General features: G+C 72.1%; 24 protein-coding genes. 10 read left to right on the plus strand and 14 right to left on the minus strand.

The features are described from left to right. Window positions 1-57: 57 nt before the first annotated feature. Together AB0J58_RS20190 and AB0J58_RS20195 are read right to left on the minus strand one after the other, a co-directional pair. Window positions 58-894 carry an ABC transporter permease gene (locus AB0J58_RS20190; RefSeq protein ID WP_364217658.1) on the minus strand — a complete coding sequence of 279 codons (837 nt, stop codon included), beginning with the start codon at window positions 892-894 and terminating at the stop codon, window positions 58-60. After that, on the minus strand, window positions 891-1,796 hold the full coding sequence (locus AB0J58_RS20195) for an ATP-binding cassette domain-containing protein (RefSeq protein ID WP_364217660.1): 906 nt from the start codon (window positions 1,794-1,796) through the stop codon (window positions 891-893). Before AB0J58_RS20195 ends, AB0J58_RS20190 begins: the two co-directional genes overlap by 4 nt. A gap of 168 nt (window positions 1,797-1,964) precedes the next feature. Here AB0J58_RS20195 and AB0J58_RS20200 point away from each other — a divergent pair, with 168 nt between their 5' ends. Continuing rightward, window positions 1,965-3,110: a sensor histidine kinase gene (locus tag AB0J58_RS20200; RefSeq protein WP_364217662.1), complete on the plus strand. Its 1,146-nt coding sequence runs from the start codon at window positions 1,965-1,967 to the stop codon at window positions 3,108-3,110. Next, entirely contained in the window at window positions 3,107-3,778 is a 672-nt protein-coding gene (locus AB0J58_RS20205; RefSeq protein ID WP_364217664.1) for a response regulator transcription factor, read from the plus strand. The genes AB0J58_RS20200 and AB0J58_RS20205 overlap by 4 nt, the downstream gene beginning before the upstream one ends. 170 nt (window positions 3,779-3,948) lie before the next feature. Here AB0J58_RS20205 and AB0J58_RS20210 read toward each other — a convergent pair whose 3' ends face one another. Both AB0J58_RS20210 and AB0J58_RS20215 read right to left on the minus strand, forming a co-directional pair. Further along, window positions 3,949-4,905: an FAD binding domain-containing protein gene (locus AB0J58_RS20210; RefSeq protein WP_364217666.1), complete on the minus strand. Its 957-nt coding sequence runs from the start codon at window positions 4,903-4,905 to the stop codon at window positions 3,949-3,951. Between the two features lie 223 nt (window positions 4,906-5,128). Next, window positions 5,129-7,642, minus strand: coding sequence for a molybdopterin-dependent oxidoreductase (locus AB0J58_RS20215; RefSeq protein WP_364217667.1), 2,514 nt, complete (start codon window positions 7,640-7,642; stop codon window positions 5,129-5,131). A gap of 93 nt (window positions 7,643-7,735) precedes the next feature. Between AB0J58_RS20215 and AB0J58_RS20220 the strand changes: the two genes are divergently transcribed. After that, on the plus strand, window positions 7,736-8,278 hold the full coding sequence (locus tag AB0J58_RS20220) for a TetR/AcrR family transcriptional regulator (RefSeq protein WP_364217669.1): 543 nt from the start codon (window positions 7,736-7,738) through the stop codon (window positions 8,276-8,278). 10 nt (window positions 8,279-8,288) lie between these two features. On the opposite strand, the gene AB0J58_RS20225 is transcribed toward AB0J58_RS20220, so the two are convergent. Beyond that, window positions 8,289-9,206 carry a helix-turn-helix transcriptional regulator gene (locus tag AB0J58_RS20225; RefSeq protein ID WP_343977209.1) on the minus strand — a complete coding sequence of 306 codons (918 nt, stop codon included), beginning with the start codon at window positions 9,204-9,206 and terminating at the stop codon, window positions 8,289-8,291. Between the two features lie 129 nt (window positions 9,207-9,335). After that, entirely contained in the window at window positions 9,336-9,572 is a 237-nt protein-coding gene (locus AB0J58_RS20230) for a DUF397 domain-containing protein (RefSeq protein WP_364217671.1), read from the minus strand. A gap of 229 nt (window positions 9,573-9,801) precedes the next feature. Between AB0J58_RS20230 and AB0J58_RS20235 the strand changes: the two genes are divergently transcribed. The 3 genes from AB0J58_RS20235 to AB0J58_RS20245 all read left to right on the plus strand — a co-directional run bounded on the left by AB0J58_RS20235 (window position 9,802) and on the right by AB0J58_RS20245 (window position 12,212). Beyond that, window positions 9,802-10,302 (plus strand): ATP-binding protein, encoded by a 501-nt coding sequence (locus AB0J58_RS20235; RefSeq protein WP_364217673.1) that lies wholly within the window; start codon window positions 9,802-9,804, stop codon window positions 10,300-10,302. Between the two features lie 166 nt (window positions 10,303-10,468). Further along, window positions 10,469-11,284 (plus strand): SAM-dependent methyltransferase, encoded by an 816-nt coding sequence (locus AB0J58_RS20240; protein WP_364217675.1) that lies wholly within the window; start codon window positions 10,469-10,471, stop codon window positions 11,282-11,284. A 109-nt stretch (window positions 11,285-11,393) separates the two neighbouring features. Beyond that, window positions 11,394-12,212 (plus strand): SAM-dependent methyltransferase, encoded by an 819-nt coding sequence (locus tag AB0J58_RS20245; protein WP_364217677.1) that lies wholly within the window; start codon window positions 11,394-11,396, stop codon window positions 12,210-12,212. Window positions 12,213-12,325: 113 nt separating this feature from the next. Here AB0J58_RS20245 and AB0J58_RS20250 read toward each other — a convergent pair whose 3' ends face one another. Beyond that, window positions 12,326-13,966 (minus strand): ATP-dependent DNA helicase RecQ, encoded by a 1,641-nt coding sequence (locus AB0J58_RS20250; protein WP_364217679.1) that lies wholly within the window; start codon window positions 13,964-13,966, stop codon window positions 12,326-12,328. 270 nt (window positions 13,967-14,236) lie between these two features. Beyond that, the gene (locus tag AB0J58_RS20255; RefSeq protein WP_364217681.1) at window positions 14,237-14,893 is read right to left on the minus strand and encodes a fasciclin domain-containing protein; all 657 of its coding nucleotides are present in this window, start codon (window positions 14,891-14,893) and stop codon (window positions 14,237-14,239) included. Window positions 14,894-15,103: 210 nt separating this feature from the next. Between AB0J58_RS20255 and AB0J58_RS20260 the strand changes: the two genes are divergently transcribed. After that, window positions 15,104-15,565: a PPOX class F420-dependent oxidoreductase gene (locus AB0J58_RS20260; protein WP_343977229.1), complete on the plus strand. Its 462-nt coding sequence runs from the start codon at window positions 15,104-15,106 to the stop codon at window positions 15,563-15,565. Window positions 15,566-15,642: 77 nt separating this feature from the next. Here the strand turns inward: AB0J58_RS20260 and AB0J58_RS20265 are convergent, their stop codons facing one another. Next, window positions 15,643-16,278, minus strand: coding sequence for a hypothetical protein (locus AB0J58_RS20265; RefSeq protein ID WP_364217682.1), 636 nt, complete (start codon window positions 16,276-16,278; stop codon window positions 15,643-15,645). A 17-nt stretch (window positions 16,279-16,295) separates the two neighbouring features. Here AB0J58_RS20265 and AB0J58_RS20270 point away from each other — a divergent pair, with 17 nt between their 5' ends. After that, the gene (locus tag AB0J58_RS20270) at window positions 16,296-16,487 is read left to right on the plus strand and encodes a hypothetical protein (protein ID WP_364217684.1); all 192 of its coding nucleotides are present in this window, start codon (window positions 16,296-16,298) and stop codon (window positions 16,485-16,487) included. 25 nt (window positions 16,488-16,512) lie between these two features. Here the strand turns inward: AB0J58_RS20270 and AB0J58_RS20275 are convergent, their stop codons facing one another. Genes AB0J58_RS20275 through AB0J58_RS20285 form a run of 3 tightly spaced genes read right to left on the minus strand, consistent with a single transcriptional unit; the run spans window position 16,513 to window position 19,279 of the window. Further along, complete coding sequence (locus tag AB0J58_RS20275) at window positions 16,513-17,616, minus strand: Gfo/Idh/MocA family oxidoreductase (RefSeq protein ID WP_364217686.1); 1,104 nt, start codon at window positions 17,614-17,616, stop codon at window positions 16,513-16,515. Continuing rightward, a complete protein-coding gene (locus tag AB0J58_RS20280) occupies window positions 17,613-18,362 on the minus strand; it encodes a sugar phosphate isomerase/epimerase (protein ID WP_364217688.1) in 750 nt (249 codons plus the stop codon). The genes AB0J58_RS20275 and AB0J58_RS20280 overlap by 4 nt, the downstream gene beginning before the upstream one ends. Then, window positions 18,359-19,279 carry an ROK family protein gene (locus AB0J58_RS20285; RefSeq protein ID WP_364217690.1) on the minus strand — a complete coding sequence of 307 codons (921 nt, stop codon included), beginning with the start codon at window positions 19,277-19,279 and terminating at the stop codon, window positions 18,359-18,361. Before AB0J58_RS20285 ends, AB0J58_RS20280 begins: the two co-directional genes overlap by 4 nt. Before the next feature lie 281 nt (window positions 19,280-19,560). On the opposite strand from AB0J58_RS20285, the gene pgm reads away from it, so the two are divergent. Further along, window positions 19,561-21,201, plus strand: a complete 1,641-nt coding sequence (gene pgm / locus AB0J58_RS20290) for a phosphoglucomutase (alpha-D-glucose-1,6-bisphosphate-dependent) (RefSeq protein WP_364217692.1) — start codon at window positions 19,561-19,563, stop codon at window positions 21,199-21,201. Between the two features lie 75 nt (window positions 21,202-21,276). On the opposite strand, the gene AB0J58_RS20295 is transcribed toward pgm, so the two are convergent. Both AB0J58_RS20295 and AB0J58_RS20300 read right to left on the minus strand, forming a co-directional pair. Continuing rightward, window positions 21,277-21,813 (minus strand): hypothetical protein, encoded by a 537-nt coding sequence (locus AB0J58_RS20295; protein ID WP_364217694.1) that lies wholly within the window; start codon window positions 21,811-21,813, stop codon window positions 21,277-21,279. A gap of 326 nt (window positions 21,814-22,139) precedes the next feature. Next, entirely contained in the window at window positions 22,140-22,832 is a 693-nt protein-coding gene (locus AB0J58_RS20300) for a disulfide bond formation protein DsbA (RefSeq protein ID WP_364217696.1), read from the minus strand. A gap of 401 nt (window positions 22,833-23,233) precedes the next feature. Between AB0J58_RS20300 and AB0J58_RS20305 the strand changes: the two genes are divergently transcribed. Beyond that, the gene (locus tag AB0J58_RS20305) at window positions 23,234-24,763 is read left to right on the plus strand and encodes a glycoside hydrolase family 3 N-terminal domain-containing protein (protein WP_364217698.1); all 1,530 of its coding nucleotides are present in this window, start codon (window positions 23,234-23,236) and stop codon (window positions 24,761-24,763) included. Window positions 24,764-24,806 lie beyond the last annotated feature (43 nt).

The following is a 24,806-nucleotide window of genomic DNA, read 5'->3' on the forward strand; positions in this document are numbered from 1 at the left end:
AAGTCACCGGGGCCATCGCCTTTACAAAGTAAGCCACAGACTCGGCATCCGGGGAGATCACACGTCCCTGCGGGTGAGTGCGACGGCGGCCGCGGCGAGCGCGACGACGACGTACAGGGACATCACCGCCAGCGCCGCGGGCGGTGACAGCCCGATCCCGGCGGCCGCGTCGCCCAGGCCGACCGCCAGCGGCGGCTCGCCCACGGCCTGGACGGTCAGGTCCTCCAGCAGCACCGAACCGATCCTGGCGTTCCACGGGTCGGGCAGCAGGAGCACGAACCTCGGGAGCACGTACAGGTACACGACGACGGCGGTGATCGCCCCCGCGGTGGAGCGCAGCACGGCGCCCGCGCCGAGCCCGACCATGGCGAGCACCAGCACCGACAGTCCCCCGGCGAAAATCTTCGGAAACTCCTGCGCCAGTGGCGTGCCGAAGCCCGGGATCGGGCGGGCACCGATGATCAACCGGCTGGCGAAGAAGGCGATGAAACCGCTCGCCTGCCCCACCGTGAACGCGACGGCGGCCACGACCGCGGCCCTGGCCGCCAGCACGACTCCCCGTCGCGGCAGCACCGTGAAGCTGGTGCGGGCCATGCCGGTGGCGTACTCGGAGGTGAACGAGAGAACGCCGAGCACGGCCATGCAGATCTGTACCGGCATCAGGATGATCTGCTCGGGGCGTGCCGTGCGCAGGGTGAGCCGCCCCTCGGGCGGCAATCCGTCCCAGAGGCTGCCCACGTACAGGGTGAACACGGCCGAGAGTACGACGAAGGACGCGACGGCCGCCAGGACGTACCAGGTGGAGCGGACCGTGCGGAGCTTCAGCCACTCCGCGGCCGGCACGTCGACGGCCGCCGGACCCCCCGATCCCTCGCGCCGCGACAGGCCGGTCATCGCCCGCCCGCCCGGTACTCGACGCTGTCAGCGGTCAGCTCCATGTACGCCTCCTCCAGGGAGGCGCTGCGCGGGGTGACCTCGTGCAGGGCGAGGCCGCCCCCCGCGGCCAGGTCACCGATCGCCGCGACGTCCAGTCCCCTGACGACCAGTCCCCCGTCCGGCTCCGTCTCGACCGTCGCCCCGGCGGCCTCCAGTACTCCGGTGAGCTCGGCGGCCCGGGGGGAGCGCACCAGCACGCCCCGGTCATGGCGGGCGGCCAGCTCTCCGACCGTGGTCTCGGTGACCAGCCTGCCGCGCCCGATGATCACGAGGCGGTCGGCGGTGAGCTCCATCTCGCTCATCAGGTGGCTGGAGAGCAACACGGTGCGTCCCTCGGCGGCCAGTGAGCGCATCAGGCGGCGGATCCATCGCACGCCCTCCGGGTCGAGCCCGTTGACCGGCTCGTCGAACATCAGCACCCCCGGGTCGCCGAGCAGCGCCGCCGCCGTTCCCAGCCGCTGGCGCATGCCGAGCGAGAAGCCACCGACCCGCCTGCGGGCGACTCCGGCCAGGCCCACCTGTTCCAGGACGTCCGTCACCCTGGAGAGCCCGATCCGGTTGCCGCGCGCCAGGCAGCGCAGGTGGTCGAGCGCGCTGCGGCCGCCGTGCACCGCGTTCGCGTCGAGCAGCGCGCCGACCTCGCGCATCGGACGGCGCATCGTGGCGTAGCGGCGCCCGTTGACCAGCCCCTGGCCCGAGGTGGGTGCGTCCAGGCCGAGCAGGACGCGCATGGTGGTCGACTTGCCCGCACCGTTGGGGCCGAGGAAACCGGTGACCAGACCCGGTTTCACCTGGAACGACAGCTCGTCCAGCACGGTTTTCTCACCGTAGCGTTTGGTCAGTCGCATGATTTCGATCATGTCGTCGAGGCTCTCGCGGGGCGGGCCGCGCCCGCGTCGGCCCATGGCGGGCACTTCGCGGTCGGCCCCGGGTCCGACGGCAGCGGCCACGGCCCGGAAAGGTGGGCCCCAGGGATGACGTCCCCGAGGTGGAGGCGGCGACACGACCCCTGCGGATACCGTTCCAGCGTGGACGACTCACTCTTCCTGCGCCGCTGGAGTCATGACCGGCTCGTCCGCCTCGATGCCGTGGCGGCCGCCGGATACGCGGTCGCGCTCCTGCTGTTCGCGGCCGAAGTCCCGGATCCGGCGGTGCCCGCCTGGGCGGAGTACCTGGTCCTGGCCGGGATGACCCTGCCGCTCGCGGTGCGGCGGCTGTGGCCGCTCACCGTCTTCTGCGCCGTCCTCGCGACGTCACTGGCATCCGTCCTTCTCGGCCTGGTGCACGACAGGTTCGCGGCGGCGGCTTTCGCGATCTACATGGTGGCACTCACCCGGCACCGGCCGCGCGGGGAGCCCACCCTCGCCATCGGCGTCTGCAGTGCGGTGGCCGTCCTGCTGCTGTCGGTGGCGGGCGCCCCCGGCCCGTCGCCGGACATCCCCGGGGTGCTGCTGGGAGGGGTGGCCTTCATCGGCGGCGCCTGGATCGCCGGCCGCGTCGTGCGCGAGCGCCGGGCGCACGCGATGCGGTCGGCCGAGCAACTCGCCGACCGGGCGGTCACCGAGGAGCGGCTGCGGATCGCCCGCGAGCTGCACGACGTGGTGGCGCACAGTATGAGCCTGATCGCCGTCAAGGCGGGCATCGCCAACCATGTCGCCGCGGCGCGGCCCGAGGAGGCCGCGGACGCGCTGCGCGTCATCGAGGCCACGAGCCGGAGCGCGCTGACCGAGATGCGCCGGCTGCTGGGCGTGCTCCGCTCCGATCTCGACGCGGGGCCCGGCCTCGCCCCCTCCCCCGGCCTCACGGATCTCGCCGCACTGGCCGGGCAGGCGGCGATGGCCGGGGTCCAGGTCGAGCTGGACGTCCGGGCGACCGGCCTGCCGGAGGGGGTGGAGCTGTCGGTCTACCGGATCGTCCAGGAGGCGCTGACCAACGTCGTCAGGCACGCCGCCCCCGCCCGGTGCCGGGTCTCGGTCGAGGCGTCGGCGGGCGAGGTCAGGGTCGAGGTCGCCGACGACGGGCCCGGCGAGCGGATGCTGCCCGGCGGCCGGGGACACGGGTTGGTCGGGATGCGCGAGCGGGTGGCCGTGTACGGCGGCAGCCTCACGGCCGGGCGCCGTCCTGAGGGCGGGTTCGGGATCTCGGCGCGCATGCCGTACGGGGAGGCACCGTGATCCGGGTGCTCGTCGCGGACGACCAGGCGCTGCTGCGCGGAAGTTTCCGGCTGCTGGTGGACACCGCTCCCGACCTGGTGACGGTCGGCGAGGCTGGGACGGGTGCCGAGGCGGTGGAGTTGGCGCGCGGTGAGTCGCCGGACGTGGTGCTCATGGACGTGCGGATGCCGGACATGGACGGCATCGAGGCGACCCGGCGCATCTGCGGCCCCACGGGCGTCCCGGGGGTGCGCGTGCTCATCCTCACCACGTTCGACCTGGACGAGTACGTCCACGCGGCACTACGGGCAGGTGCCAGCGGCTTCCTGCTGAAGGACACCCCGCCGGGCGATCTGCTGGCCGCGATCCGGGTGGTCGCCTCCGGCGAGGCGCTGCTCGCCCCGACGGTGACGCGCCGGCTCATCGCCGAGTTCTCCCGGCTCCCGGAACCGGCGCGCCCGGTGGCCCGCGAACTCGAGGGGATCACCGGGCGGGAGCGCGACGTTCTGGCGCTCATCGCCCGGGGGTTGTCCAACGCCGAGATCGCCGAGCACCTGACCCTGAGCCTGGCGACCGTGAAGACGCACGTGGGCCGGCTGCTCGGCAAGCTCGGCGCGCGCGACCGGGCCCAGCTCGTCATCGTCGCCTACGAGACGGGGCTGGTCACGGCCGCGCGGCCGTCCCGCTGAGGCCTGTCCCGCGGGTCCTCGCCGTGGCGGGGATCCGCGGGATGGACGCCCGGCGAGGCGGAGGAGGAGTTCATGGCGGAGACGCCGCGTAGTGCCGTCCGAGCGACCTCGGCAGGCGGAAAGATCCGCGGAAAACGCCGTGTGGCCCCTCGCCGTGGCGGGTGAGCCGGTCAGCGGTGCCCTGCGGTTCCGGTGGCGCGCTCCAGAACCTCCAGGACGGTCCCGGAGAGCAGGGTGAGCTTGTGAGGGTTGCGAGCCGCCGGGGTACACCGGGCGGTGGCCAGCCCGGCCGCCCGGTCGAGAGGCTCCCCGGCCAGGAGCGCCTCCTCGACCTCGGGCAGGCGCACCGGGACGCGGGCGACGCCGCCCGCGGCCACCCTGGCGAAGGTGATCCTGCCTCCGTCCATGGCCAGCCGTGCCGCCGCCTCCACCAGCGGCCACTCGGCCTCGGACCTGCCGATCGCCCGGTGGTAGGCGGCCCGCTCGCCCGGCACGGGCGGCGGCAGGACGACGGACAGCAGGATCTCCCCCGGCCCCAGCAGGTGGTCGCGGGTGGGATCGGAGCCGTCCCCGTACAGGTCGCCGACCGGGAAGGGAGCCGCACTGCGGACGTCATCGTGGGCACCGCCGTGCACCTCGGCCAGGGCGTCGCAGGCGAGCAGCGCCACCGCCAGCGACGACGGGTGCGGGGCTATGCACGGCCCGGTGTCGACGATCGCGGCGTTCGGGGCGAGCCCGGCGCGGGCCGGGCAGTGGTCGCCGCCGTTCTGGTGGCAGGAGAAGGACGGGCTGCGGAAGTACGCGCAGCGGTTGCGCTGCAGCAGGTTGCCCCCGACCGTGGCCGCCTCCCGGATCTGGGGCGTGGCCAGGCCCGCCGCCGTCAGCGTCAGGCAGGGGTGGGCGGCACCGAGGCGCGCGTCGCGGGCGACCCGCGCGACCGTGCTGAGCGCGCCGATCCGGACCGAGCCGTCCGGCTGCCAGGTGACGTCGGACAGGTCGGGCAGGCCGCGCAGGTCCACGTGTGGCCCGGCCGCGCGGCGGCCCATCAGGTCGGTGCCTCCGGCGCGGAACTCGCCCCCGCGCCGCACCGCGTCGCCGAGGTCGTCGAGGTCGGTGAGCGCGGTCATCGAACGCCTTCCGGTGCGCGGCCCCGGAACCGCCGTCCCGGGGAGAAGGTCGGCGGGACGGCTCCCTCGGGGAGCAGGCGGTACGGCCCCGTCGTGCGGGCGCCGGGATCCGGCTCCGGGGAACGGGCCGGTCGGCGGCCGGCGACCGCGCGGATTTCAGGGTCCGGCTCCGGGGAGCGGGGAGCCGCCCCGGGGAGTCCGGGGGGCGGCTTCGGGACGGAGGTCAACGGGAGATCCCTTCGAGGAGCCGGTCGGGGCGGATGGGCAGGTCGTGGGGGCGCCAGCCGGTGGCGTTGTGCACGGCGTTGCCCAGCGAGGCGGCCACACCGACCGTGGAGACCTCGCCGACCCCGACACCGTGGCCGTTGACGTGCTCCCAGCCGTCGCGGTGGAAGTGCACGGTGATCTCGGGGGTGTCACCGATGCCGGGAACGCGGTAGTCGTCGAGGTTGGCGGTCAGCACGGTTCCGGTCACCGGGTCGACCAGGCGTTCCTCGTACAGCGCGTAGCCGATGCCCTGCACGACGCCGCCCTCGCACTGGCTGCGCGCCAGCCGCTCGGCGTAGATGTGGCCCACCGCGATCCCCGCCCACACCCGCAGCGGCCTGACGGCTCCCAGGCGGGTGTCGACCTCGACCTCGGTGACGTGGACGGCGCCGCTGAACCCCCGGCCGAGGGCCATACCGGCCACCGCGACCGGGGTCAGGTAGCCGCGCCGGTCGCGGCGGCGCCTGCCGACGACCCTGGCCCCGTCGCTCAGGCCCAGCTCCCGCAGGCGCCGCGCGGCGTCGCGTACGGCCGGGGCGACCGAGGCCGTGGTGCGGCTGCCGATGGAAGGCGGTCCGTGCACGGTGCCCGTCCTGCCGATCTCGACGCGGACGCGCTCGGCGGGCAGCGCGAGTTCCTCCCGCAGGACGCCGGCGATGACGCTGCGGATGCCGGTCCCGATGTCCTGGGTCGAGGTGGCGGCCACGACCACGTCGCCCTCGACGCGCAGCTCCACCTCGGTGGCGGGGTCGAGCATGTAGAGCCAGTTGGCGGCGGCCACCCCGACGCCCCTGCGGAAGCGGCCCGTCTGGGAGCCGGTCCGCGGCCGGTCGGCCCACAGCGGCAGGGCCAGTGCCCGGTCGTAGAGGGCGTGCCGTTTGCGGTTGCCGTCCCAGCGGCGGCGCAGTGCGATCGGGTCCTCGCCACGACGGTGGGCGGCCTCGTCCACCGCCTGCTCCAGTGCCCAGAGCAGGGGCGGTGCCCCGGGTCCGCGGAACGGGGTGCCCGGCGGCTCGTTGGTGACCACGTCGTAGTCGCGGAGCCGCCGTGGCGCGGTGCCGTACATGAGGCGGGCCATCCCGGCGACCATCGATCCGATGGCCACGCCGCCGCGCCCGTGGACGTCCACGGTGAGGGCGGCGAGGTCGCCTCGGTCGTCGGTGAGCAGTTCGAGCGTGGTGCGGGTGCCGGGGCGGTTGCCCGCGTCGCTGAGCTCCTCGGCGCGGCTGAGCACCACGCGCACCGGTGCTCCGCAGGCCCGCGCGAGTTCGACGGCCGCGACCGTCTCGACGGTGACGCCGGACTTGGCCCCGAAACCGCCGCCGACGTGGTCGGCGACGACATGGACCCGGTCGGCGGACAGGTTCCACCGCTTGGCGGCCTGTTCGGTGGCCAGTCCGATGGTCTGGGTGGACAGGTGCAGGTGAAGGTCGCCCTCACCGTCCCAGCGGGCCACGCAGGCGTGCGGTTCCAGCGGGGTGTGGACCTGCACGGCGGTGGTGAACGTGCCGCTCACCAGGCGGGGGTCGGCGTCGCGCCGCGCGGTCTCGATCCGTTTGACGGCGGTGCGACCGCGCCAGCTCGCCCTGGTGAAGGGGCCGCGCACGTTGCCGTGCCAGTCGCCGGGCAGCTCCAGCCCCTCGCTGGAACTGGGGGCGCGCTTCCTGTCGGACTCGTCGTAGACGGGCGGGGCCTCGGGCGTGTCGTCGAGCGCGGCGGGCATCGGGACGTAGCCGATCTCCGCGGCCTCCGCGATCGCCAGGGCCTCCCGGCGGGTGGCAGCGGCGACGGCGGCGACGGGCTGGCCCGCGTAGCGGACCATGCGGTCGGGCGGCAGCAGGTCGATGACGTGTGCGGTGCCGGCGGTCACCGAGGTGACGCGGGCGTGTGCCCTGGTGGAGCGGATGACCACGCCTTCCAGCTGGCCGTCCAGGTGTACGTCGGTGGTGTAGCGGGCTCGGCCGGTGACCTTGTCCATCGCCTCCAGGCGGGCGGGTGTTCCCGCGGCGTCGTCGTGTTCTCCCCGGCAGGCGGCGGCGATCGCCGCGTGAATCCCCTCGTAGGCTCCGCACCTGCACAGGTGGCCCGCCATGGCGGCGGCGATCCGCTCGCGCGGCGGAGCGACGTCGCCGTGCTCGGCGCGCCAGGCGTCGACGAAGGCCGCGGCCTCCACCACGAACCCCGGCGTGCAGTAGCCGCACTGCAGGCCGTCGTGGACCGCGAACGCCCGCTGGACGGGGTGGTCCAGGCCCTCCGCGGTGACGACCTCGCGTTCCTCCAGGACGGCGGCGGGCAGCAGGCAGCTCGCCTGGGGCGTGCCGCCCACCATGACCGTGCAGGCGCCGCAGACCCCGGTGCGGCAGGCGGCTTTGGCGCCGGTGAGGCCGAGCCCGTCGCGCAGCACGTCCACGGCGGCGTCGTCGGAGCCTGCGTCCACCGTGGCGGGGACACCGTTCACCGTGATCTTCATAGCTCTCCAGTTGACGTCGTCAACATCATGTTGACAGTGTCAACCAGCTACGTTGACATTGTCAACACGGGCTGCCGGGAAAGGTGCGGGCGCATGATGGACGACACCAGGACCCGCCTGGTCGAGAGCGCACTGAGGCTGCTGCGCGAGGAGGGGCTCGACGCCGTGACGCTGCGCGCCGTCGGCGACCTGGCCGGCCTGTCCCGCACGGCCCCCTACCGGCACTTCACCGACAAGACCGCGCTGCTGGCCGCGCTCGCCGTCCGGGTCATCGCCGACCTCAGCGCGCACGTCGCCGCGGCGATCCCGCAGGAGGCCGACCGGCGCGGCCGGCTGCGGGCCTTTTACCTGAGCTACGTCGAGTACGCCACGGCGCACCCTGAGGAGTACCGGCTGGTGTTCGCCTCGGAGTTCCTCGCGGGCCACCATCCGGAACTGGAGGAGGCGATCGACCAGGTGACGACGGCGCTCGGCATGGCGGGTGCCGGGGAGGGACCGGTGCCCAAGGCCCGGCTGATGGCCCTGCTCTCGACGGCCCACGGCCTCGCGGAACTCGCGGTGACAGGGCAGTTCGCGCACAAGGGAATCGGGTCCGGGGACATCGTCGACGTCCTCGTGTCCACCCACGGGGACTGACGACCCCGGCTCACCGCTTCCCGCTGAGCTCCTCGCGGATTCCCAGCAGGATCTCGCGGGTGCGGGTGACCGGCTCGGCCTCGATGCACAGGCGTTCCATGACCTCCAGGTAGCTGTCGACGTCGTCGCGCTTCTCCAGGTAGACGGCGCTGGTGAGCTGCTCCAGGTAGACCACGTCGGGCAGGTCGGGCTGGGCGAACCGCAGGATGCTGAAGGGCCCTCCGGCCGCGGCGTGCCCGCCCACGCTGAAGGGCACGATCTGGACCGTCACATTGGGCAGTTCGAGCGCCGTCAGGATGTGGTCGATCTGCTCGCACATCACCTGGACCCCGCCGAGCGGGCGGCGCAGCACGGCCTCGTCCAGCACCGCCCACAGGTGGGGCGGCGCGGAGCCGCGCAGCAGCCGCTGGCGCGCCATGCGCAGCCGCACCCGGCGGTCCAGTTCCTCCCGGGAGGCCGAGGGGAAGCCCAGTTGGACGACGGCTCTCGCATACCCCTCGCTCTGCAGCAGTCCCGGCACGAACTGGACCTCGTAGTTGCGGATGCCGGTGGCCGACTCCTCCAGCCCCACGTACGTCTCGAACCAGTTGGGCAGCACGTCGTTGTAGTTGTGCCACCAGCCGGTGAGGTTGGCCTTCTCGACGAGGGAGAGCAGCGGCTCCCGCTCGTCCTCGCTGGTCACGCCGTACAGGGTGAGCAGGTCCGCGACGTCCCTGATCCGGAAGCTGACCCTGCCGAGCTCCATGCGGCTGACCTTCGAGTGCGAGGCCCGGATGGCGTTCCCCGCCTCCTCCAGGGTGATGCCCCGGTGCTCGCGCAGCCGGCGGAGCTGCGCTCCCAGGACGATCCGCAGCACCGTGGAACTGCCCCTCGGCACGGCCATGGGAGTTGGAACGACCGGCTGATCGTCGGCGTGAGGTGTGATCATCTACAGTCCTTTGGGCACGGAGCGCGAGCCTGTTCCAACTTTCCTGCGGCGATCGCGACCCTTCACGCTACTCCGCCCGCCAGGCCCAGACCATAGAGAATTTTATTCTTCAACCACCCCTGCCGGCGGTCAGGCGATCAGGTCGTCGAACTCCCCGCCCTTCACCCCGCGCACGAAGGCGTCGGCCTCGCGGCGCGTGTAGATCAGCGCGGGCCCTTCGGGATCGCGGGAGTTGCGCATCGCGACCCTGCCGTCGGGGAGCTCCGCGAGTTCCACGCAGTTGCCGCTGGGGTTGCTGAAGTGACTCTTGCGCCAGACGATGCCGCCCATCAGGGCTGCCGACATGCCGTTGTACAGCTGGTTCATCCTCGCCTCTCACCGATTAGGGAGGGAAACAACACCACGAGCATAGAGCTTTTTGTGCAGATGCACGTGCATTTGTACTTGCCTATGCACATTACGGCGTGCAAGATGACTAGACGGATCGCCCTTGCCACACGATCGCCCACCCCCAAGGTCGTCGATGACTGGTTACCAGAGACATGAAGCCACACCCATCCGAGCTGAGATCGGAGGGTGGGAACGGTGGTTGTCGATGCTCGATCACCTACTGCCCCCGAGCGGCCTGCCTCCCTGGACCGGCGAGAGCCATGTCAACCGGCTGCAGATGGCCGTACGCAGCTTTCGCCACGATCCGTGCGCCGCACGGACCGCCCGTGAGTTCACCGCCGGCGCCCTGAGGGCCTGGGAGCTGGAGCAACTGATCGACGACACCGGTGTCGTGGTCTCCGAACTCGTGACCAACGCCGTACGTCACGGCACGCGGGGCGTCCACCACTCCCGGGCCTGCCCCGAGGTCAAGGTGATCCTCTGCCACACCGAACGCTCGATGCTGTGCGCGGTCACCGACCCCAGCGACCAGGAGCCCTGCCTGCGCGAACCCGACTACGAGGCGGAGAGCGGCCGGGGGCTACAGGTGGTCGACGGCGTCAGCGAGATGTGGGGCTGGGCCCCCCTGGAGACCCGCGGCAAGGCGGTGTGGGCGGCCTTCGCCCTTCCCGGGAGAGGGGGGCGCCACCTGGAGGCCTGCCACTGAGCGCGACGCGGCCCGTCACCGGCGAAACGGCGCCCACCCGGAGCGCAGGCAGCCGGGCATCAGGAAGATGCGTCCCTAGAGAGGGGTATTGATCGGAAATACATCATCTTGTGGCCTGAGGGCCGATAATGTCCGCTGAAAGCCGCACCGCCGGACGGAGGACATCATGGCGTCGCCGCAACCTGAGCGCCTCAGGTTCGACCCCACGATCCCGAACGCGGGCCGGATAGCCGACTACTTCCTGGGTGGCAAGGACAACTTCGCCGCCGACCGCGACGCCGCGCGGGTGGCACTCGAACTGGCCCCCGAACTTCCCGCCATGTCGATGGAGGGACGCAGGTTCCTCGGCCGCGTCGTGCGATTTCTCGCCGAGACCGGCATACGCCAGTTCATCGACGTCGGCTGCGGACTGCCGACCCAGGGCAGTGTGCACCAGATCCTGCACGGCATCGCTCCCGACGCGCGGGTCGTCTACGTCGACAACGACCCGATGGTCGTCGTGCACGCCCGGGCTCTCTTGAAGGAGGACAGCCGGGCCACGGTCATCGAGGCCGACGCCCGCGACCCGGAAGGTCTGCTGGCCCATCCCGGCCTCACCGACGTGGTCGACCTCGACCGGCCCGTGGCGATCCTCCTCTTCTCGTTCCTGACCGACTTCCCGGACGACGCCGAGGCCGCGCGGATCACCGCCACCCTGAGGAAGGCCATGGTCCCGGGCAGCCACATGGCCATCTCCCACGCCGTCTCGGACCTGTGTCCCGAGAGGACCGCGAAGCTCGCCGACCTCTTTCAGGACCGCGGGTCGATCACCGGCCCCCGCCGTGCGAACCTGCGGACCATAGCCGAGGTCGAGCCTTTCCTCGACGGGCTGGAACCTGTCGAGCCGGGCCTCGTCTACATTCCCCAGTGGCGGCCGGAGGGCGCGGTGCCCCACCGGCCGGACTCCGTCTGGGTCGTCGGCGGAGTAGGCCGTAAGGAATAGACTGCCCCGAAAAAACAGCTTGGCCCCTCGATCGTTACCCACGCCCTGGCAGTCGGGTGTCACCGGACCCGGCCGGGGAGGACGTCAGAGGCAGCAGAGGAGAGAACAGATGAGCGACGCCGACCGGCGACCGGCGGCCGGCCTGAACACGAGCGTGCCCAACGTCGCCAGGATGAACGACTACTTCCTGGGTGGCAAGGACAACTTCGCCGCCGACCGTAAGGCCGCCGAGGAAGTGCTCGCCATCGCGCCGGAGATCAGGACCATGGCCCAGGAGGCTCAGGCCTTCCTGCGCCGGGTGACGAGCTATCTCATCGAGCAGGGCATGACCCAGTTCGTCGTCCTCGGTTCCGGGCTGCCCACCCGCAACAACGTCCACCAGGTGGCCCAGGCGATCGCGCCGGACACCCGCGTGGTCTACGTCGCCACCGACCCGGTCGTGCTCTCCCACGCCCGCGCCATGCTGGCCACCAACCCCCGCACCACCATCGTCGAGGGTGACGTGCTGCACCCCCGCGAGTTGCTCAACGATCCCGAGCTGCGGCGTCTGATCGACCTGGACCTGCCGGTGGCCGTCCTGATCCTGTCGGCCCTGCAGTTCATCCCCGACGAGGACGACCCGCACAAGAACGTGGCGATCCTGCGCGACGCGGTGCCCACGGGCAGCCACTTCGCCATCGGCCACGTCGTCTTCGACACGCGCCCGGAGGCGGCGGGTCCGCTGGTCGACATCTACCGGAAGGTCCTCAGCCGCCATGAGGACGCCTCCCGGCGCAGTGACCAGGTGCTGCGCTTCTTCGACGGGCTGGAGCTGGTCGAGCCCGGCCTGGTCTACGTCCGCCACTGGCGCCCCGACAACCCGCTGGCGACGCAGGGCCGGGAGAAGACCTGGACGATGGGCGGGGTGGCCCGCAAGACCGAGGACTGACCCACCACCGGCCCGCCGGGCCGCGCCGTCCGGCCGTTCTCGGCCATCGACCTTCGTGACCCGTACGGAACCGGCCCCCGCGCGGCCGGGCGGTCGGAGCACCCGGCGAGAGGTCAGCCCGTGGCCAGGAGGTCCTCGCGCTCGACGGCCTCCAGGGAGAGCGTCTTGTAGCCGACCTCGTCGAACAGCACGGTGATCCGGTCGCTCTCCCTGCTCATCACCACCCCCGCGCCCCAGGCGCTGTGCCGCACCCTGGCGTGCATCTCGAACGGACCTCCCGCCTCGGCCTCGGGCTCTTCGGCGACACCCGCCCTGCAGGTGTCGCAGGCCTCGCAGGTGCGTTCGCGCGGCTCGCCGAAGTACTCCAGCAGGAACCGGCGGCGGCAGCCCGTGGTCTCCGCGTACGCGCGCATCATGTCGATCCGCGAGTCGTCGATGCGGCGGCGGGTGTCGTCCAGCTCGACGGCGCGCGCCGTGGCCGCCTCGGGCGCGGGCCCGCCGGGTGCCGGGCGCAGGTCGCCCTCCCCGGTGACCTCGATCGCGTTCGCCCGCTCCAGCAGGTTGACCGCCCGGGTGAGCCGGGTGGCCCCGATGTCGAGAAGGTCGCGCAGCTCGCCGGCGGGTACGGTGCCGCCGTGCTCGTGGACCAGCGTCGCGACCCGCAGCAGGAGTTCCTCGTCGGCCCGTCCCCCGGCGAAGAACCTGCGCAGCCCCAGATCCTCCGGGCGGTAGAACAGCACCGCGGCGGCGGGCTCGCCGTCCCGCCCGGCGCGGCCGATCTCCTGGTAGTAGGAGTCCGGCGACTCCGGCGGGGAGGCGTGCAGTACGAACCGCACGTCCGGCTTGTCGATGCCCATGCCGAACGCGGAGGTCGCCACGACGACGTCCAGCTCGTCGTCACGGAACATCTCGTGGATCCTGTGGCGCTCGGCCGCCTTCATCCCCGCGTGGTACGCCTCGGCCCTGCGACCGGCCTCGCGCAGCGCGGTGGCGTACTCCTCGGCGGCGCGGCGGGTGGCGACATAGACCAGCCCGAGCCCTGAGCGGGACGCGGCGTCCTCCACCAGCGCCCGCCTCAGGTCCTCCTGGGTGACGAAACGGCGCACCTCCAGGTCGATGTTGGGCCGGTCGAAGCCTCGCACGATCTGCCGGACGTTCCTCAGGCCGAGGGCCGCGACGATCTCCTCGCGCACCGCCGGGGAGGCCGTGGCGGTCAACGCCACCACCGGAGGGTGGCCGAGCCGCTCGATGACCTGCCCCAGCCGCAGGTAGTCGGGCCGGAAGTCGTGGCCCCAGGCCGACACGCAGTGCGCCTCGTCGACGGCGATCAGCGAGGGGCGCGCGGCGCGCAGCCGCTCGACCGTCTCCGGTTTGGCGAGCTGCTCGGGTGAGAGGAACACGAACTCGGTGGTGCCCGCGCGTACCGCCTCCAGCGACGCCTCGCCGCCGGACTGGGTGGAGTTGACCGCGACCGCCCCTCCCGCGTCGGCCTCGGCCAGCCCGGCGACCTGGTCGCGCTGGAGGGCGATCAGCGGTGAGACGACCACGGTGGGGCCGTCGAGCAGCAGTGCGGGCACCTGGTAGACGGCTGATTTGCCGCTGCCTGTGGGCATGACCACGAGGGCGTCGCCGCCGTCCAGCAGGTGACGCATGGCGTCAAGCTGCCCCGGCCGCAGGTCTCGCCAGCCGAAGACCTTGCGGGCCACCGTCCGCAGCCTTCGCGCCCTCGGCCCGAACCTGTCCTTGATGCCCATGACCTCCGCCTTCCCACCGTGTGACCGCCAGTTACCCGCGGATCGGGGTGCTAGTCACACGAGGTGGGCTCGAGGTGGGCATGGCCGAAAGACGGACACGGGCGGGCACGAGGCGGGCACGAGGCGGGAAGCGGTGAGACGAGGGACGGGTTCGGGTGAAGTCGAGGAATGGAGTGGGGCGGGTGAGGGGCGCCCTCACGGACGCCCCCTCCGTCGGCCGGATCACGGCGTGGCCTGGCGGGTCGGTCGTGGCCCTTACCGCCACTGGGCTCACTTGGGCTTGAGCACCCCGTCGATGAGGTAGACGACGGCGTTGGAGGTCTGGATGTCGCCGCAGACCACCTTGGCGTCGTTGACCGTGTACTCCTCACCGGAACCCTTGACCTTCAGCGTGCCCCCCTCCATCGTGGTCAGCTCGCCCTCCGCGAGGTCCTGCGGAGTCTTCTTCCCCTCGACGACGTGGTAGCCCAGGAGCTTGGTCAGCTTCTCCTTGTCGCCCAGGATCTTGTCGAGCTTCTCCTTCGGGATCTTGTCGAACGCGGCGTTGGTGGGCGCGAACACCGTGATGTCCTTGGCGGAGTTGAGCTTCTCGGCCAGACCGGCCTGCTCGATCGCCTTGGACAGCGTGGACAGGTCGGGGCTGGAGGCGATGGCGGTGGCGACCGGCTGCGTCGCCATCTCGCTGGGACTTCCCGCCCCGCTGGTGGGCAGGGAGGCGCAGCCGGGACCGAACGGCTCGGTCATCATGCCCGAAGGCTCGGGCGATCCGCTCTCACCGGGCATCATGGATTCCGTGGGCGCGGCGGTCTCCTCGGGAGCCGGTGTGGGAGAGGTGATGCGCGCCGGAGCGGCGACCGCCTGCGCGGCGGGGACGGCGGACAGGGCGAGCACGGTCAGGGCCGATGCCAGAAGAGACTTCTGCTTCACGGTTATCTCCTTGCTTGGGCGGATGAGCCACCGGGGTCCGTCGGCCGGTTCCCGAGCCACTCATGTGCTGTATTGGAGATCAATTCCCTGAGATTTGGTGCCAAATGCCCCATTAGAAGACTCTTGACCACATATCTCCCGAGAAAGAGGGCCATTTTCCACCCGGCAGAGCGTTAATTCAGGCGCGCCCTATCCCCGTACAGTGGGGGGATGAGCCCAAAGATCGCGACCAACGAGGTCGTCTCACACGACCGGCTTCTGGATTTCCTCCGTGATCGCCACCACGCGCTGGTCATCACGACACGGCGCGACGGCAGGCCACAGGCGTCCCCGGTGACCTGCGGCGTCGACGCCGAGGGCCGCATCGTGGTGTCCACCTATCCCGAGCGCGCCAAGGCCTCGAACGCCCGCCGCGACCCCCGGGTGAGCATCGTGGTCCTGTCGGACGACTTCGACGGCCCCTGGGTGCAGGTGGACTGCGCGGCCGAGGTCCTCGACCTGCCCGACGCCCTCGAACCGCTGGTCGACTACTACCGGTCGATCTCCGGCGAGCACCCCGACTGGGAGGAGTACCGCGCGGCCATGACCCGGCAGGGCAAGTCGCTGCTGCGTCTCACCCCCGAGCGCTGGGGCCCGATCGCCACGGGAGGCTTCCCCGCCCGGCTGGCCTGAGCATCACTCCAGGCGGCAGGAAGGCGCCGGCCGTCCTGCCACGGCCGGAGACCGGGGCGGCCTCCGGCCACGGGCCCCTACCCCAGCTTCACGGTGATCTCTCCGCCGAGCCGGAAACCGCCGGTCAGCTCGAGGTCGTCACCACTCCAGAACCGGCCCGGGTCGTACCAGTTCGGCCTGCGGCCGCCGGGCAGGAGCCCCATGGCCTCGTAGGTGACCGCGACGACCTCGGCGCAGTAGGCGCTCTCCAGAGCACTCTCGCCGGTGCCCCGCTTGAAGATCCTGGGCACCCGCCCCTTCGCCCAGCGACCGGCGAGCCTGGCCGTCGACGGGAACGGCGTGCCGTCCAGCCGGGCGACGGTGCGCAGAACGGCGTCCTCCATCTCGCGGGTGACCTGTGGCTCCAGCTGCCTCAGCCAGCCGCGCTGACCGTATCTGGTGGCCCAGACCGTGACCGCCTCCTGCAGGTCGTGCAGCTGCACGCCGCGCTGGTTGGTCCCCGACCACAGGTCGGGCAGGGACCGGCCCAACTCGGCGTGCCACATCATGGGAGGCATGTCCTCGATGACCACCGACATTCCCACATGGTTCACCGGGCTGTTCGTCACGGTCTGGATGGCTCGATCGGGCACCGTTCGGCCGCGGAACAGCCACACGTCGCCGGTGCGGGTCAGGTTCACTGCCTCGTCGAGGCTGATGCTCTTACCGGACATTCCGCTAGCGTAGGCACATGCGATGGTGGAAGGTACTCGGTCTGGCAGGTGTCGCAGGTGTCGCGGCCACGGGAGTGGTGATCGTGCGAGCCGAGCGCCGACGGCAGGCCTACACCCCGGACGAGATCCGCACCCGCCTGCGCGCCCGCCTGGCGGAGTCCTCCGAGGGCGGCCCCGAGGCCGTCACCTCCGCCGACCGGAACCCCTGACCGTTCGGGCGCGGCCGTCCCGGGATCAGCCGAAACGGATCTCGGCCGGATCCCACCCCTCAGGCAGCGGTGCGGGCACCGGGCAGGTACTGGCGATCTTCACGAACTCGGCCCGCTCCGCGGACTCCGCGACGGCGATCATCGTGTCGAGGACGTGCAGGCCCAGCTCACCGGTGGCGCGGTGCGCCCTTCCCTCCCGGATGGCCTGGGCCATGTCGAGCACGCCCAGACCGCGACCGGCCTCGGTGCCCGTCGTGGGAGCCGGCACCCATTCCTCGTCACCGGTCCGGCGCAGTCGCACCTCGCCGCCGAACGTGTTGGGATCGGGTACCCGCATGGTCGCCTCGGTGCCGGTGATCTCGATGAACCCGGCGCGGCGGAGCGGCGAGTCGAAACTGAAGATCATCGTGGCCGCCTGGCCCGCGGCGAACTCCAGCAGCGCGGTCGTGTGGGTGGGAACCACCGCGGGAAAACGCGTGCCTGCCCTGGGCCCCGAGCCGATGACCCGCTCGTCCCTGGCCCTGCGGCCGACGGCCGCCACCCGCTCCGCCGGGCCGAACAGGGTCACCAGTGCCGTCAGGTAGTAGGGGCCCATGTCGAACAGCGGCCCGGCCCCCGGCTGGAAGAAGAACTCAGGGCTGGGATGCCACGACTCGGGGCCCGGACTCTGGAACAGGGTCAGGGCGGTGAGCGGCGTGCCGATGGCCCCCTCGGCCACGAGCCGGGCCGCGGTCTGCAACCCCGCGCCCAGAAAGGTGTCGGGGGCGCTGCCCAGGAGCACCCCCGCCGACGCGGCGGCCTCGACCAGTTCCGCCCCGGACTCCCTGTCCACCGTGAACGGCTTCTCGTTGTAGACGTGCCTCCCGGCCAGAACGGCGGCGAGCGCCACCTCGGCGTGCGCGGAGGGGACCGTGAGGTTGATCACCAACTCCACGTCGGGGTGCGAGATCGCCTCCTCCGGTGCGGCCGCCATCGGCACGCCGTAGCGTGCCGCGACCTCTTCGGCGCGTGCCCGGTCGAGGTCGGCGCACGCCACCACCCGCACGCCGGGGAAGGAGGCGAGGTTGCCCAGGTACTGGTGGCTGATGTTCCCGCAGCCGACGATCGCCACTCCGAGCGGTCCGGTCACGAGCTCACCCGCCCGGCGGCGACAAGGCCGGTCAGGTAGGCGTGGCTGTCGGCCAGCGCCTGGAGCATGTCGGTGGCACAGTGGTCGAGCTCCACGATCCGCACCGCGTCCGGAGCGGTGTTCAGCGCGTCCACGATGGGCACCTCGCCCGAGCCGACCGCGGTCATCGGGCCCTCCTGGGTGGCGGGCCCGTCCTTGACGTGCAGGTGGCTCACCCGCTCGCCCAGCCGGGCCAGCAGCCCCGAGGGGTCGACCCCGCCGGCCGCCGCCCAGTAGAGATCGACCTCCAGCAGCACCGAGGGGTCCAGCAGGTCGGCCAGCACCTCAAGCGCGGGACGGCCCTCCACCCGCCGCTCCAGTTCCCACCAGTGGTTGTGGTAGCCGAGCCGCAGGCCGTGGTCCGCCGCCTCCCTGGCCACCTCGCCGATGGTCCTGGCCGCCCGCTCCAGCTCCTGTCTGCCGGCGAACCACTCGGCGGGGGCGGCGGGCACGATGACGGTCGGGGCGCCGATGGCCACGGCGGCGGCCAGCGCCGTCGCGCGCCGCTCGTCGAGCAGCGGGGCGTGCACGCTGCACACCGCGAGCCCGGTCTCCTCCAGCTCCTCGCGGAGCCCATCCGGGTCGAGGTGCGCGTCGTACGGTTCGACCGCGCCGTACCCCATCTCGGCGATGCGGCGCAGCACGGCGCGGCGGTCGACGGCCGCCTGTTCGCGCACGGAGTACAACTGGACGGCTATCGGGCTCATCGGCTCTCCTTGAGGACCAGTGCCGCGGCGCCGTACAGGCCGGCGTCGCGTTCCAGACGGGTGCGCTCGACGTTCAGGCGGTGCAGGAAGCCGAGGCCCGCCTGCTTGGTGACCGCCTGGCGCAGCGGGGTGAGCAGGGTCTCGCCCGCCCCGGAGACGCCGCCCCCGATGACGACGTCGTCGATGTCGAAGAGCGCCGCCGTGGTGAGGATCGCCACGGCCAGCGCGTCGGCGGCCCGCTGGAAGGCCAGCTGGGCCACGGGGACTCCGCGGGCGGCGTCGGCCGAGAGCGTACGGGCGTCCGTCGGGGTACCGGGCTCGCCCCAGCCGTTCGCCAGCGCCCAGCGGACCATGCTGGGGCCGCTGGCGATCGTCTCCAGGCAGCCGGTCGCCCCGCATGGGCAGAGCTCACCGCCCCGGTCCACGGAGATGTGCCCGATGTGCCCGGCGTTTCCTGTCGGTCCCAGGTACGGCACCCCGCCCAGAACCAGCCCGCCGCCAACACCGGTGGAGACCACGATGCCCAGCAGTGCCCGGGAGCGCGAGCCGTGCCCGCCCCGCCACCACTCCCCCAGCGCCATGCACTGCGCGTCTCCGGCGAGCGTGACGGGAAGGCCGGGAAGGAGCCCGCGCACCGTGCCGACCAGCGGGAAGTCACGCCAGGAGGGGATGTTCACCGGGCTGACCGTGCCGGCGACGGCGTCAAGGGGGCCCGCGGAGCCGATGCCGACCCCGCTCAGGCCACCTGTGCCGGTACCGCCGCCGACGCCCGCGCCGACGTCGCGGACCAGCGAGGCCAGCGTCGCGGCGGGGTCGCCGCCGACCGGCAGTTCCGCCCTGCGGACCATGGTGCCGTCCGGCCTGACCAGCGCGGCGGCGAACTTGGTGCCGCCGATGTCGATCGCGAGGGCGGTCACCGGCCGACCCCTCGGGCGCGCCGGCGCGCGGGGGGACGACCGGTGGCCACCGGGAGCGCCACGTGGCTGTGCAAGGGGATCCTCCGGTGATCAATAGAACAAAGAGTACGTTCCCCCAGCGACCGGGCAAACAGGCTGAAGGTACGACGCCACTGACAACGTTGTCAACGATGCGTGGGCAGCACCTGGCGCCGGTCCGGCACACCGGCCGGGCAGCTTGCGAAAACTGTCCGATTCGGGGGTAGATACGGTTAGCTCAGGAGTGACGTGAGGAGACTGTGTTGACGCACGAACGCGCGGGTCAGCCCGCCGAGCCGTCCGATCTGGTCGATGTGGCGCGCCTGGTGACGTCCTACTACGCGCTGCACCCCGACCCCGGCGAGGTCGGCCAGCGGGTGGCGTTCGGGACGTCGGGACACCGGGGCTCCTCGCTGAACGTCGCGTTCAACGAGGACCACATCCTCGCGACCAGCCAGGCCATCGTGGAGTACCGGGCCGCCCAGGGCGTCGACGGCCCGCTGTTCCTCGGTGCCGACAGCCACGCGCTGTCGGAACCGGCCCGGGTCTCCGCGTTGGAGGTCTTCGCGGCCAACGGGGTGACGGTCATGATCGACAGCCGGGACGGCTACACCCCGACACCGGCGGTCTCCCACGCGATCCTGACCCACAACCGGAAACGCGCCGCGGGCCGCGCCGACGGTGTGGTGGTGACCCCCTCGCACAACCCGCCCGGCGACGGCGGCTTCAAGTACAACCCGCCGCACGGCGGCCCGGCGGACACCGACGCCACCACGTGGATCCAGGACCGGGCCAACGCGTTGATCGCCGGAGGGATGAAAGAGGTCAGGCGGCTCCCGTACGTCAGGGCGCTGGCCGCCGGCACGACCGGCCGCTACGACTTCCTCGGTCACTACGTGGACGACCTGCCCTCGGTGCTCGACCTTGACGCCGTCCGGGAGGCGGGGGTGCGCATCGGCGCCGACCCGCTGGGCGGGGCGAGCGTCGCCTACTGGGGGGAGATCGCCGAACGGCACCGACTGGACCTGACGGTGATCAACCCGCAGACCGATCCGACGTGGCGGTTCATGACGCTGGACTGGGACGGCAAGATCCGGATGGACTGCTCGTCTCCGTACGCGATGGCCTCGCTCATCACCGGTCGCGACGCCTTCGACGTCTCCACCGGCAACGACGCCGACGCCGACCGGCACGGCATCGTCACCCCCGACGCCGGTCTGATGAACCCCAACCACTACCTCGCCGTGGCCATCTCCTATCTCTACTCCCACCGGCCCGGCTGGCCCGCGGACGCGGGAGTCGGCAAGACGCTGGTGAGCAGCCGGATGATCGACCTGGTGGCCGCCGCGGAGGGCAGGCGGCTGGTGGAGGTCCCCGTCGGGTTCAAGTGGTTCGTCCCGGGCCTGCTGGACGGCTCGCTGGGCTTCGGCGGCGAGGAGAGCGCCGGAGCCTCGTTCCTGCGGCGCGACGGCGAGGTGTGGACCACCGACAAGGACGGCCTGATCCTGGCGCTGCTCGCCTCGGAGATCATCGCGACCACCGGCCGTTCACCGAGCGAGCACTACACCGACCTGGTGGCCAGGTTCGGCGACCCCGCCTACGCCCGCGTCGACGCCCCCGCGACCCGGCAGGAGAAGGCGGTGCTCGCCAGACTCTCGGCCGAGCAGGTCACCGCCGACACCCTCGCCGGGGAGGCGATCACGCAGGTGCTCACCTCCGCCCCCGGCAACGGCGCCGCCATCGGCGGGCTCAAGGTCTCCACCGAGAGCGCCTGGTTCGCCGCCCGTCCCTCGGGCACCGAGGACGTGTACAAGATCTACGCCGAATCCTTCAGGGGAACCGAGCACCTGGCACAGGTCCAGCGGGAGGCACGCGACCTGGTCTCGGCGTCTCTGAGCAAATGAACCCGTCGCGGGCCGTCGGCCGCCCGGCCGTGTCGCTCCTTCGCCTGGTCCTCCTGGTGGTCCTTCCTAGGGTCTTCACCTGCGGGGACCTCGGTCGCGCGGCCCCGCCCCCAGCCGCCGGCAGCGCAGCACCACCCAGCACCCGGCCCCGACGCCGATCAGCGCGGCCAGCGCGTACACCACCTTGATGGCCGCGTCCGAGACGTAGCCGTTGCCGGCGACGAGGACGGCCATGAGCAGCGCCGCCAGCAACCCCACACCCGCGCCTCCCACGATGCCGAGCAGCCCCGCTCCCAGCGCGCGCGGCAGGCGGCCCCTGCGACGGGGCACCGGCACCATGACGGTCATGATCCGGCCCACGACGAGGGCGGGGTCGTCGTCGATCCCGCCGGCGACGAGTTGGACGGTCACCCCGCCCCGCTCGGGTTCGCTCAGGCAGATCCACTGGCGGTCGTCAAGGAAGACGGTGGCCCCGCCCGCGCCGGGAACGATCAGCCACAGGAACGGCGTGCCCTCGGGAAACGCCCTGACGCCGTGGCGGGCCGTCGGGGCGTGCAGGTCGAGCGCGGCGCCAAGGGCTCGCAGCGCCACCTCCTGACCGGATTTACCCACGGTGGCCTCCCTCCCCATCCCTTCGTAGCGCACGCCTGCCGCCTGCTCCAAGGGTCCCGGCGGGGAGCGTTCAGGTGGAGCTCACACGGGGGACCTGCCACGGGGACGGGCCCCGGAGGGGGAACCGTCCACGACGGAGAGACCGGCGAGGCCGCGCCCGCCACGAACCTCGGCGGCGCGGCACCGGCGAATCTCATGCTCCATCACATTCGGGGCCTGCCCGCAGGCAGGGGCAACGAACGCGATGAGGTATGTCGTTCACGAAAGAACAGGCTATTTCTCCACAAAGGGCGGCGAGGGCGCGGGAGGAAAGGCCCCCTCCCGCGCTAGGGGGCCTCCGGGAAGGTTCGGGGATCCGCCCGGTCCGTGACCCGTTTGAGCTCGAAGAACGCCTCCTCGGTGGCGAGCACCCTGAACGCGTCCCAGAGCCGCCCGGCCCGCTCACCGACCGGGATCTCACTGATGACGGGGCCGAACTGCCCGGCGTACCCGTTCACCGAGATGGTCGGGACGCCGATCAGCGACTGGTTCTGCTTCCCGGCCGGCACCAGGGCGTGCGAGGCGTGGATCGCGTCGTCCCAACCGGGGTCGGTTCTCGCGGCGAGAAGCCCGGCGGGCAACCCGGCGTCGGCCAGCGCGGCGGCGATCACCGGCGCCAGCCCTTCCATCGCGGCCCGCCAGTCGGTGAGGCCGCCGTCTGCGACGGCCTCGCGGGATCGCTGGAACAGGCCGCCCGCGCCGTGGTAGCGGGTGCCGAGCGCGGTGTAGAGGTCACCGACGGCGACGTTCCCCGCCGCCTCGCGCGCCGCGGCGAACACCCGGATGGTGCCCCGGCCGAGTTCGACGATCTCGCGGTACTCCTCCGACATCTCCTGTCCCTCGTTGAGCACCGCCAGGCTCATCTCCCGCCAGTTGACCGTGATGGGACGCACCTTGCCCACCTCCACGATCCAGCGGGAGGTGATCCACGCCCAGGGGCAGCCGGGATCGAACCAGAAGTCGACCAGATCCTCGCTCACGGCGATCCTCTTTCCTCGGAAGTCCTCACCTCAGGATGGGACCTCAACCGCGATGGAGGTCAAGAGCGAGCCGGAGATCACCGGAGCGCGTGGAGAACGTGGCCGCGTCAACGAACCCCGCCGTTCGAGCCCGCCCCGGTCGTGTGCCACCCTTCTCTCCCGGGACCTTCGAACGCGGCGGCGTCACGAACGGCTGATCGGATCCGGGGGTGCCGCACACCGGCGAGGCATGCCCGACGGCCGCGGCGCCGGCGGCGCGGGCCTCGATCGAGAGAATGACAAAAAGCTACTTTCAAAGCAGTCATTACGAAGAAAAGCGTCATCAATGGGTAACCTGCTCTGGGACGCCTCCCGCCGCCGACCTGTCCGAAGACGCCTCCCTCGACCGAGAAGGTGACCGCATGCCCCACCGCAGCCCCGACCTGGCCCGGCTGGCCATGACCGTCCTCCAGCCGGGCTTCGACGGCACCGAGCCTCCCGGCTGGCTGCGCCGCGCGCTCGGCGAGGAGGGCCTCGGCGGGACGGTGCTGTTCGCCAGGAACCTCACCGGCCCCGCCCACACGGCCGAACTCGTCGCCCGGCTGCGCGCTGAGAATCCCGCCGTGGTGGTCGCGGTGGACGAGGAGGGCGGGTCGGTCACCCGCCTGCAGGCCGCGAGGGGCAGTTCGTGGCCGGGTAACCGGGCACTGGGTGTGGGCGACGACGTCGAGCGGACCCGGCTGGTCGCCCGGGAGATCGGCCGTCTCCTCGCCGCGGCCGACATCACCCTCGACTACGCCCCGGTGGCCGACGTCAACGCCAACCCCGCCAACCCGGTGATCGGCGTCCGCTCCTTCGGCCCGGACCCGGAGCTGGTCTCCAGGCACACCGTGGCCTGGATCCTGGGACTTCAGGACGCCGGGGTCGCCGCCTGCGCCAAGCACTTCCCCGGTCACGGCGACACCCACACCGACTCCCACCATGCCCTGCCGACCGTGCACGCCTCCCTGGAGCTTCTGGCCGAGCGCGACCTGCCGCCCTTCCGCGCCGCGGTGGCGGCCGGAGTACGGGCCGTCATGTGCGGCCACCTGCTGGTCCCCGCCCTGGATCCGGACAACCCTGCGACGCTGAGCCGGCGGATCATGACCGGGCTGCTCCGCGAGGAGATGGGCTTCGACGGCATGATCGTCACCGACGCCATCGAGATGCGCGCCGTCGCAGCCCTCCACCCGCCGGGGGAGATCGCGGTCCGCGCCCTGCTGGCAGGGGCCGACGCGATCTGCGCGGGCATCTCCTCCCCCGGTGGCGAGAGCGTCCACGAGCTGCGCGACGCCATCGTGGACGCCGTGCGGGAGGGCAGGCTCCCCGAGGAACGACTGGCCGAAGCGGCCTCGCGTGTGCTGGCCCTGTCCCGCTGGTACGCCGCGAGCGGCGCCGCGGAGGCCCGCGCGGCCCAGGGCGTCGCGCGGGCACGGGACGGGGACGGCCCGGGAGACGAGGAACTCGGCCTGAGGACGGCCCTCGCCGCCATGCGCGTGGTCGGCACCCCACCGGCGCTCTCCGGACCACTGCTGGTCGTCGACATAGCGCCCCGGCTGAGCCGGGCGGTCGAGCCGGGGACGCCCACCGGCCTCATCGGCGCCTTCAGCGAGCTGATGCCGGACACCACCGGGTACGTCGTCACCGCGGACAGGCCCGAGCTGCCCGAACTGTCCGGCCCCGGCGGCGGGGGGCGCCCGCTGGTCCTGGTGGTACACGACGCCTGGCGTCACCCCTGGGTCAGGGACCTGCTGGCACGGGCCGTCACGCTGCGCCCCGACGCCATCGTGGTCGAGACCGGAGTACCCGGCGAGCCCACCGGAGCCGTGTACGTGACCACCAACGGCATCTCCCGAGCCTCGGCCCGCGCCGTCGCCCACTGGCTGACCACCGACCCGGAAGGCGCTCGTTGACCTCCTCCCCGCGACCGAGTCCAGGAGATCCCACCCCTCGCCG

Origin of the sequence: Streptosporangium sp. NPDC049644, from assembly GCF_040675205.1 — a bacterium.
In the GTDB taxonomy this organism is placed as follows: Bacteria; Actinomycetota; Actinomycetes; order Streptosporangiales; family Streptosporangiaceae; genus Streptosporangium; species Streptosporangium fukuiense.

Excerpts from the sequence above, each read along its gene's own strand:
- AB0J58_RS20190 (WP_364217658.1), bottom strand. The coding sequence starts at position 894 with ATGACCGGCCTGTCGCGGCGCGAGGGATCGGGGGGTCCGGCGGCCGTC.
- AB0J58_RS20195 (WP_364217660.1), bottom strand. The coding sequence starts at position 1,796 with ATGATCGAAATCATGCGACTGACCAAACGCTACGGTGAGAAAACCGTG.
- AB0J58_RS20210 (WP_364217666.1), bottom strand. The coding sequence starts at position 4,905 with ATGACCGCGCTCACCGACCTCGACGACCTCGGCGACGCGGTGCGGCGC.
- AB0J58_RS20215 (WP_364217667.1), bottom strand. The coding sequence starts at position 7,642 with ATGAAGATCACGGTGAACGGTGTCCCCGCCACGGTGGACGCAGGCTCC.
- AB0J58_RS20220 (WP_364217669.1), top strand. The coding sequence starts at position 7,736 with ATGATGGACGACACCAGGACCCGCCTGGTCGAGAGCGCACTGAGGCTG.
- AB0J58_RS20225 (WP_343977209.1), bottom strand. The coding sequence starts at position 9,206 with ATGATCACACCTCACGCCGACGATCAGCCGGTCGTTCCAACTCCCATG.
- AB0J58_RS20230 (WP_364217671.1), bottom strand. The coding sequence starts at position 9,572 with ATGAACCAGCTGTACAACGGCATGTCGGCAGCCCTGATGGGCGGCATC.
- AB0J58_RS20235 (WP_364217673.1), top strand. The coding sequence starts at position 9,802 with ATGCTCGATCACCTACTGCCCCCGAGCGGCCTGCCTCCCTGGACCGGC.
- AB0J58_RS20240 (WP_364217675.1), top strand. The coding sequence starts at position 10,469 with ATGGCGTCGCCGCAACCTGAGCGCCTCAGGTTCGACCCCACGATCCCG.
- AB0J58_RS20245 (WP_364217677.1), top strand. The coding sequence starts at position 11,394 with ATGAGCGACGCCGACCGGCGACCGGCGGCCGGCCTGAACACGAGCGTG.
- AB0J58_RS20250 (WP_364217679.1), bottom strand. The coding sequence starts at position 13,966 with ATGGGCATCAAGGACAGGTTCGGGCCGAGGGCGCGAAGGCTGCGGACG.
- AB0J58_RS20260 (WP_343977229.1), top strand. The coding sequence starts at position 15,104 with ATGAGCCCAAAGATCGCGACCAACGAGGTCGTCTCACACGACCGGCTT.
- AB0J58_RS20265 (WP_364217682.1), bottom strand. The coding sequence starts at position 16,278 with ATGTCCGGTAAGAGCATCAGCCTCGACGAGGCAGTGAACCTGACCCGC.
- AB0J58_RS20270 (WP_364217684.1), top strand. The coding sequence starts at position 16,296 with ATGCGATGGTGGAAGGTACTCGGTCTGGCAGGTGTCGCAGGTGTCGCG.
- AB0J58_RS20280 (WP_364217688.1), bottom strand. The coding sequence starts at position 18,362 with ATGAGCCCGATAGCCGTCCAGTTGTACTCCGTGCGCGAACAGGCGGCC.
- AB0J58_RS20305 (WP_364217698.1), top strand. The coding sequence starts at position 23,234 with ATGCCCCACCGCAGCCCCGACCTGGCCCGGCTGGCCATGACCGTCCTC.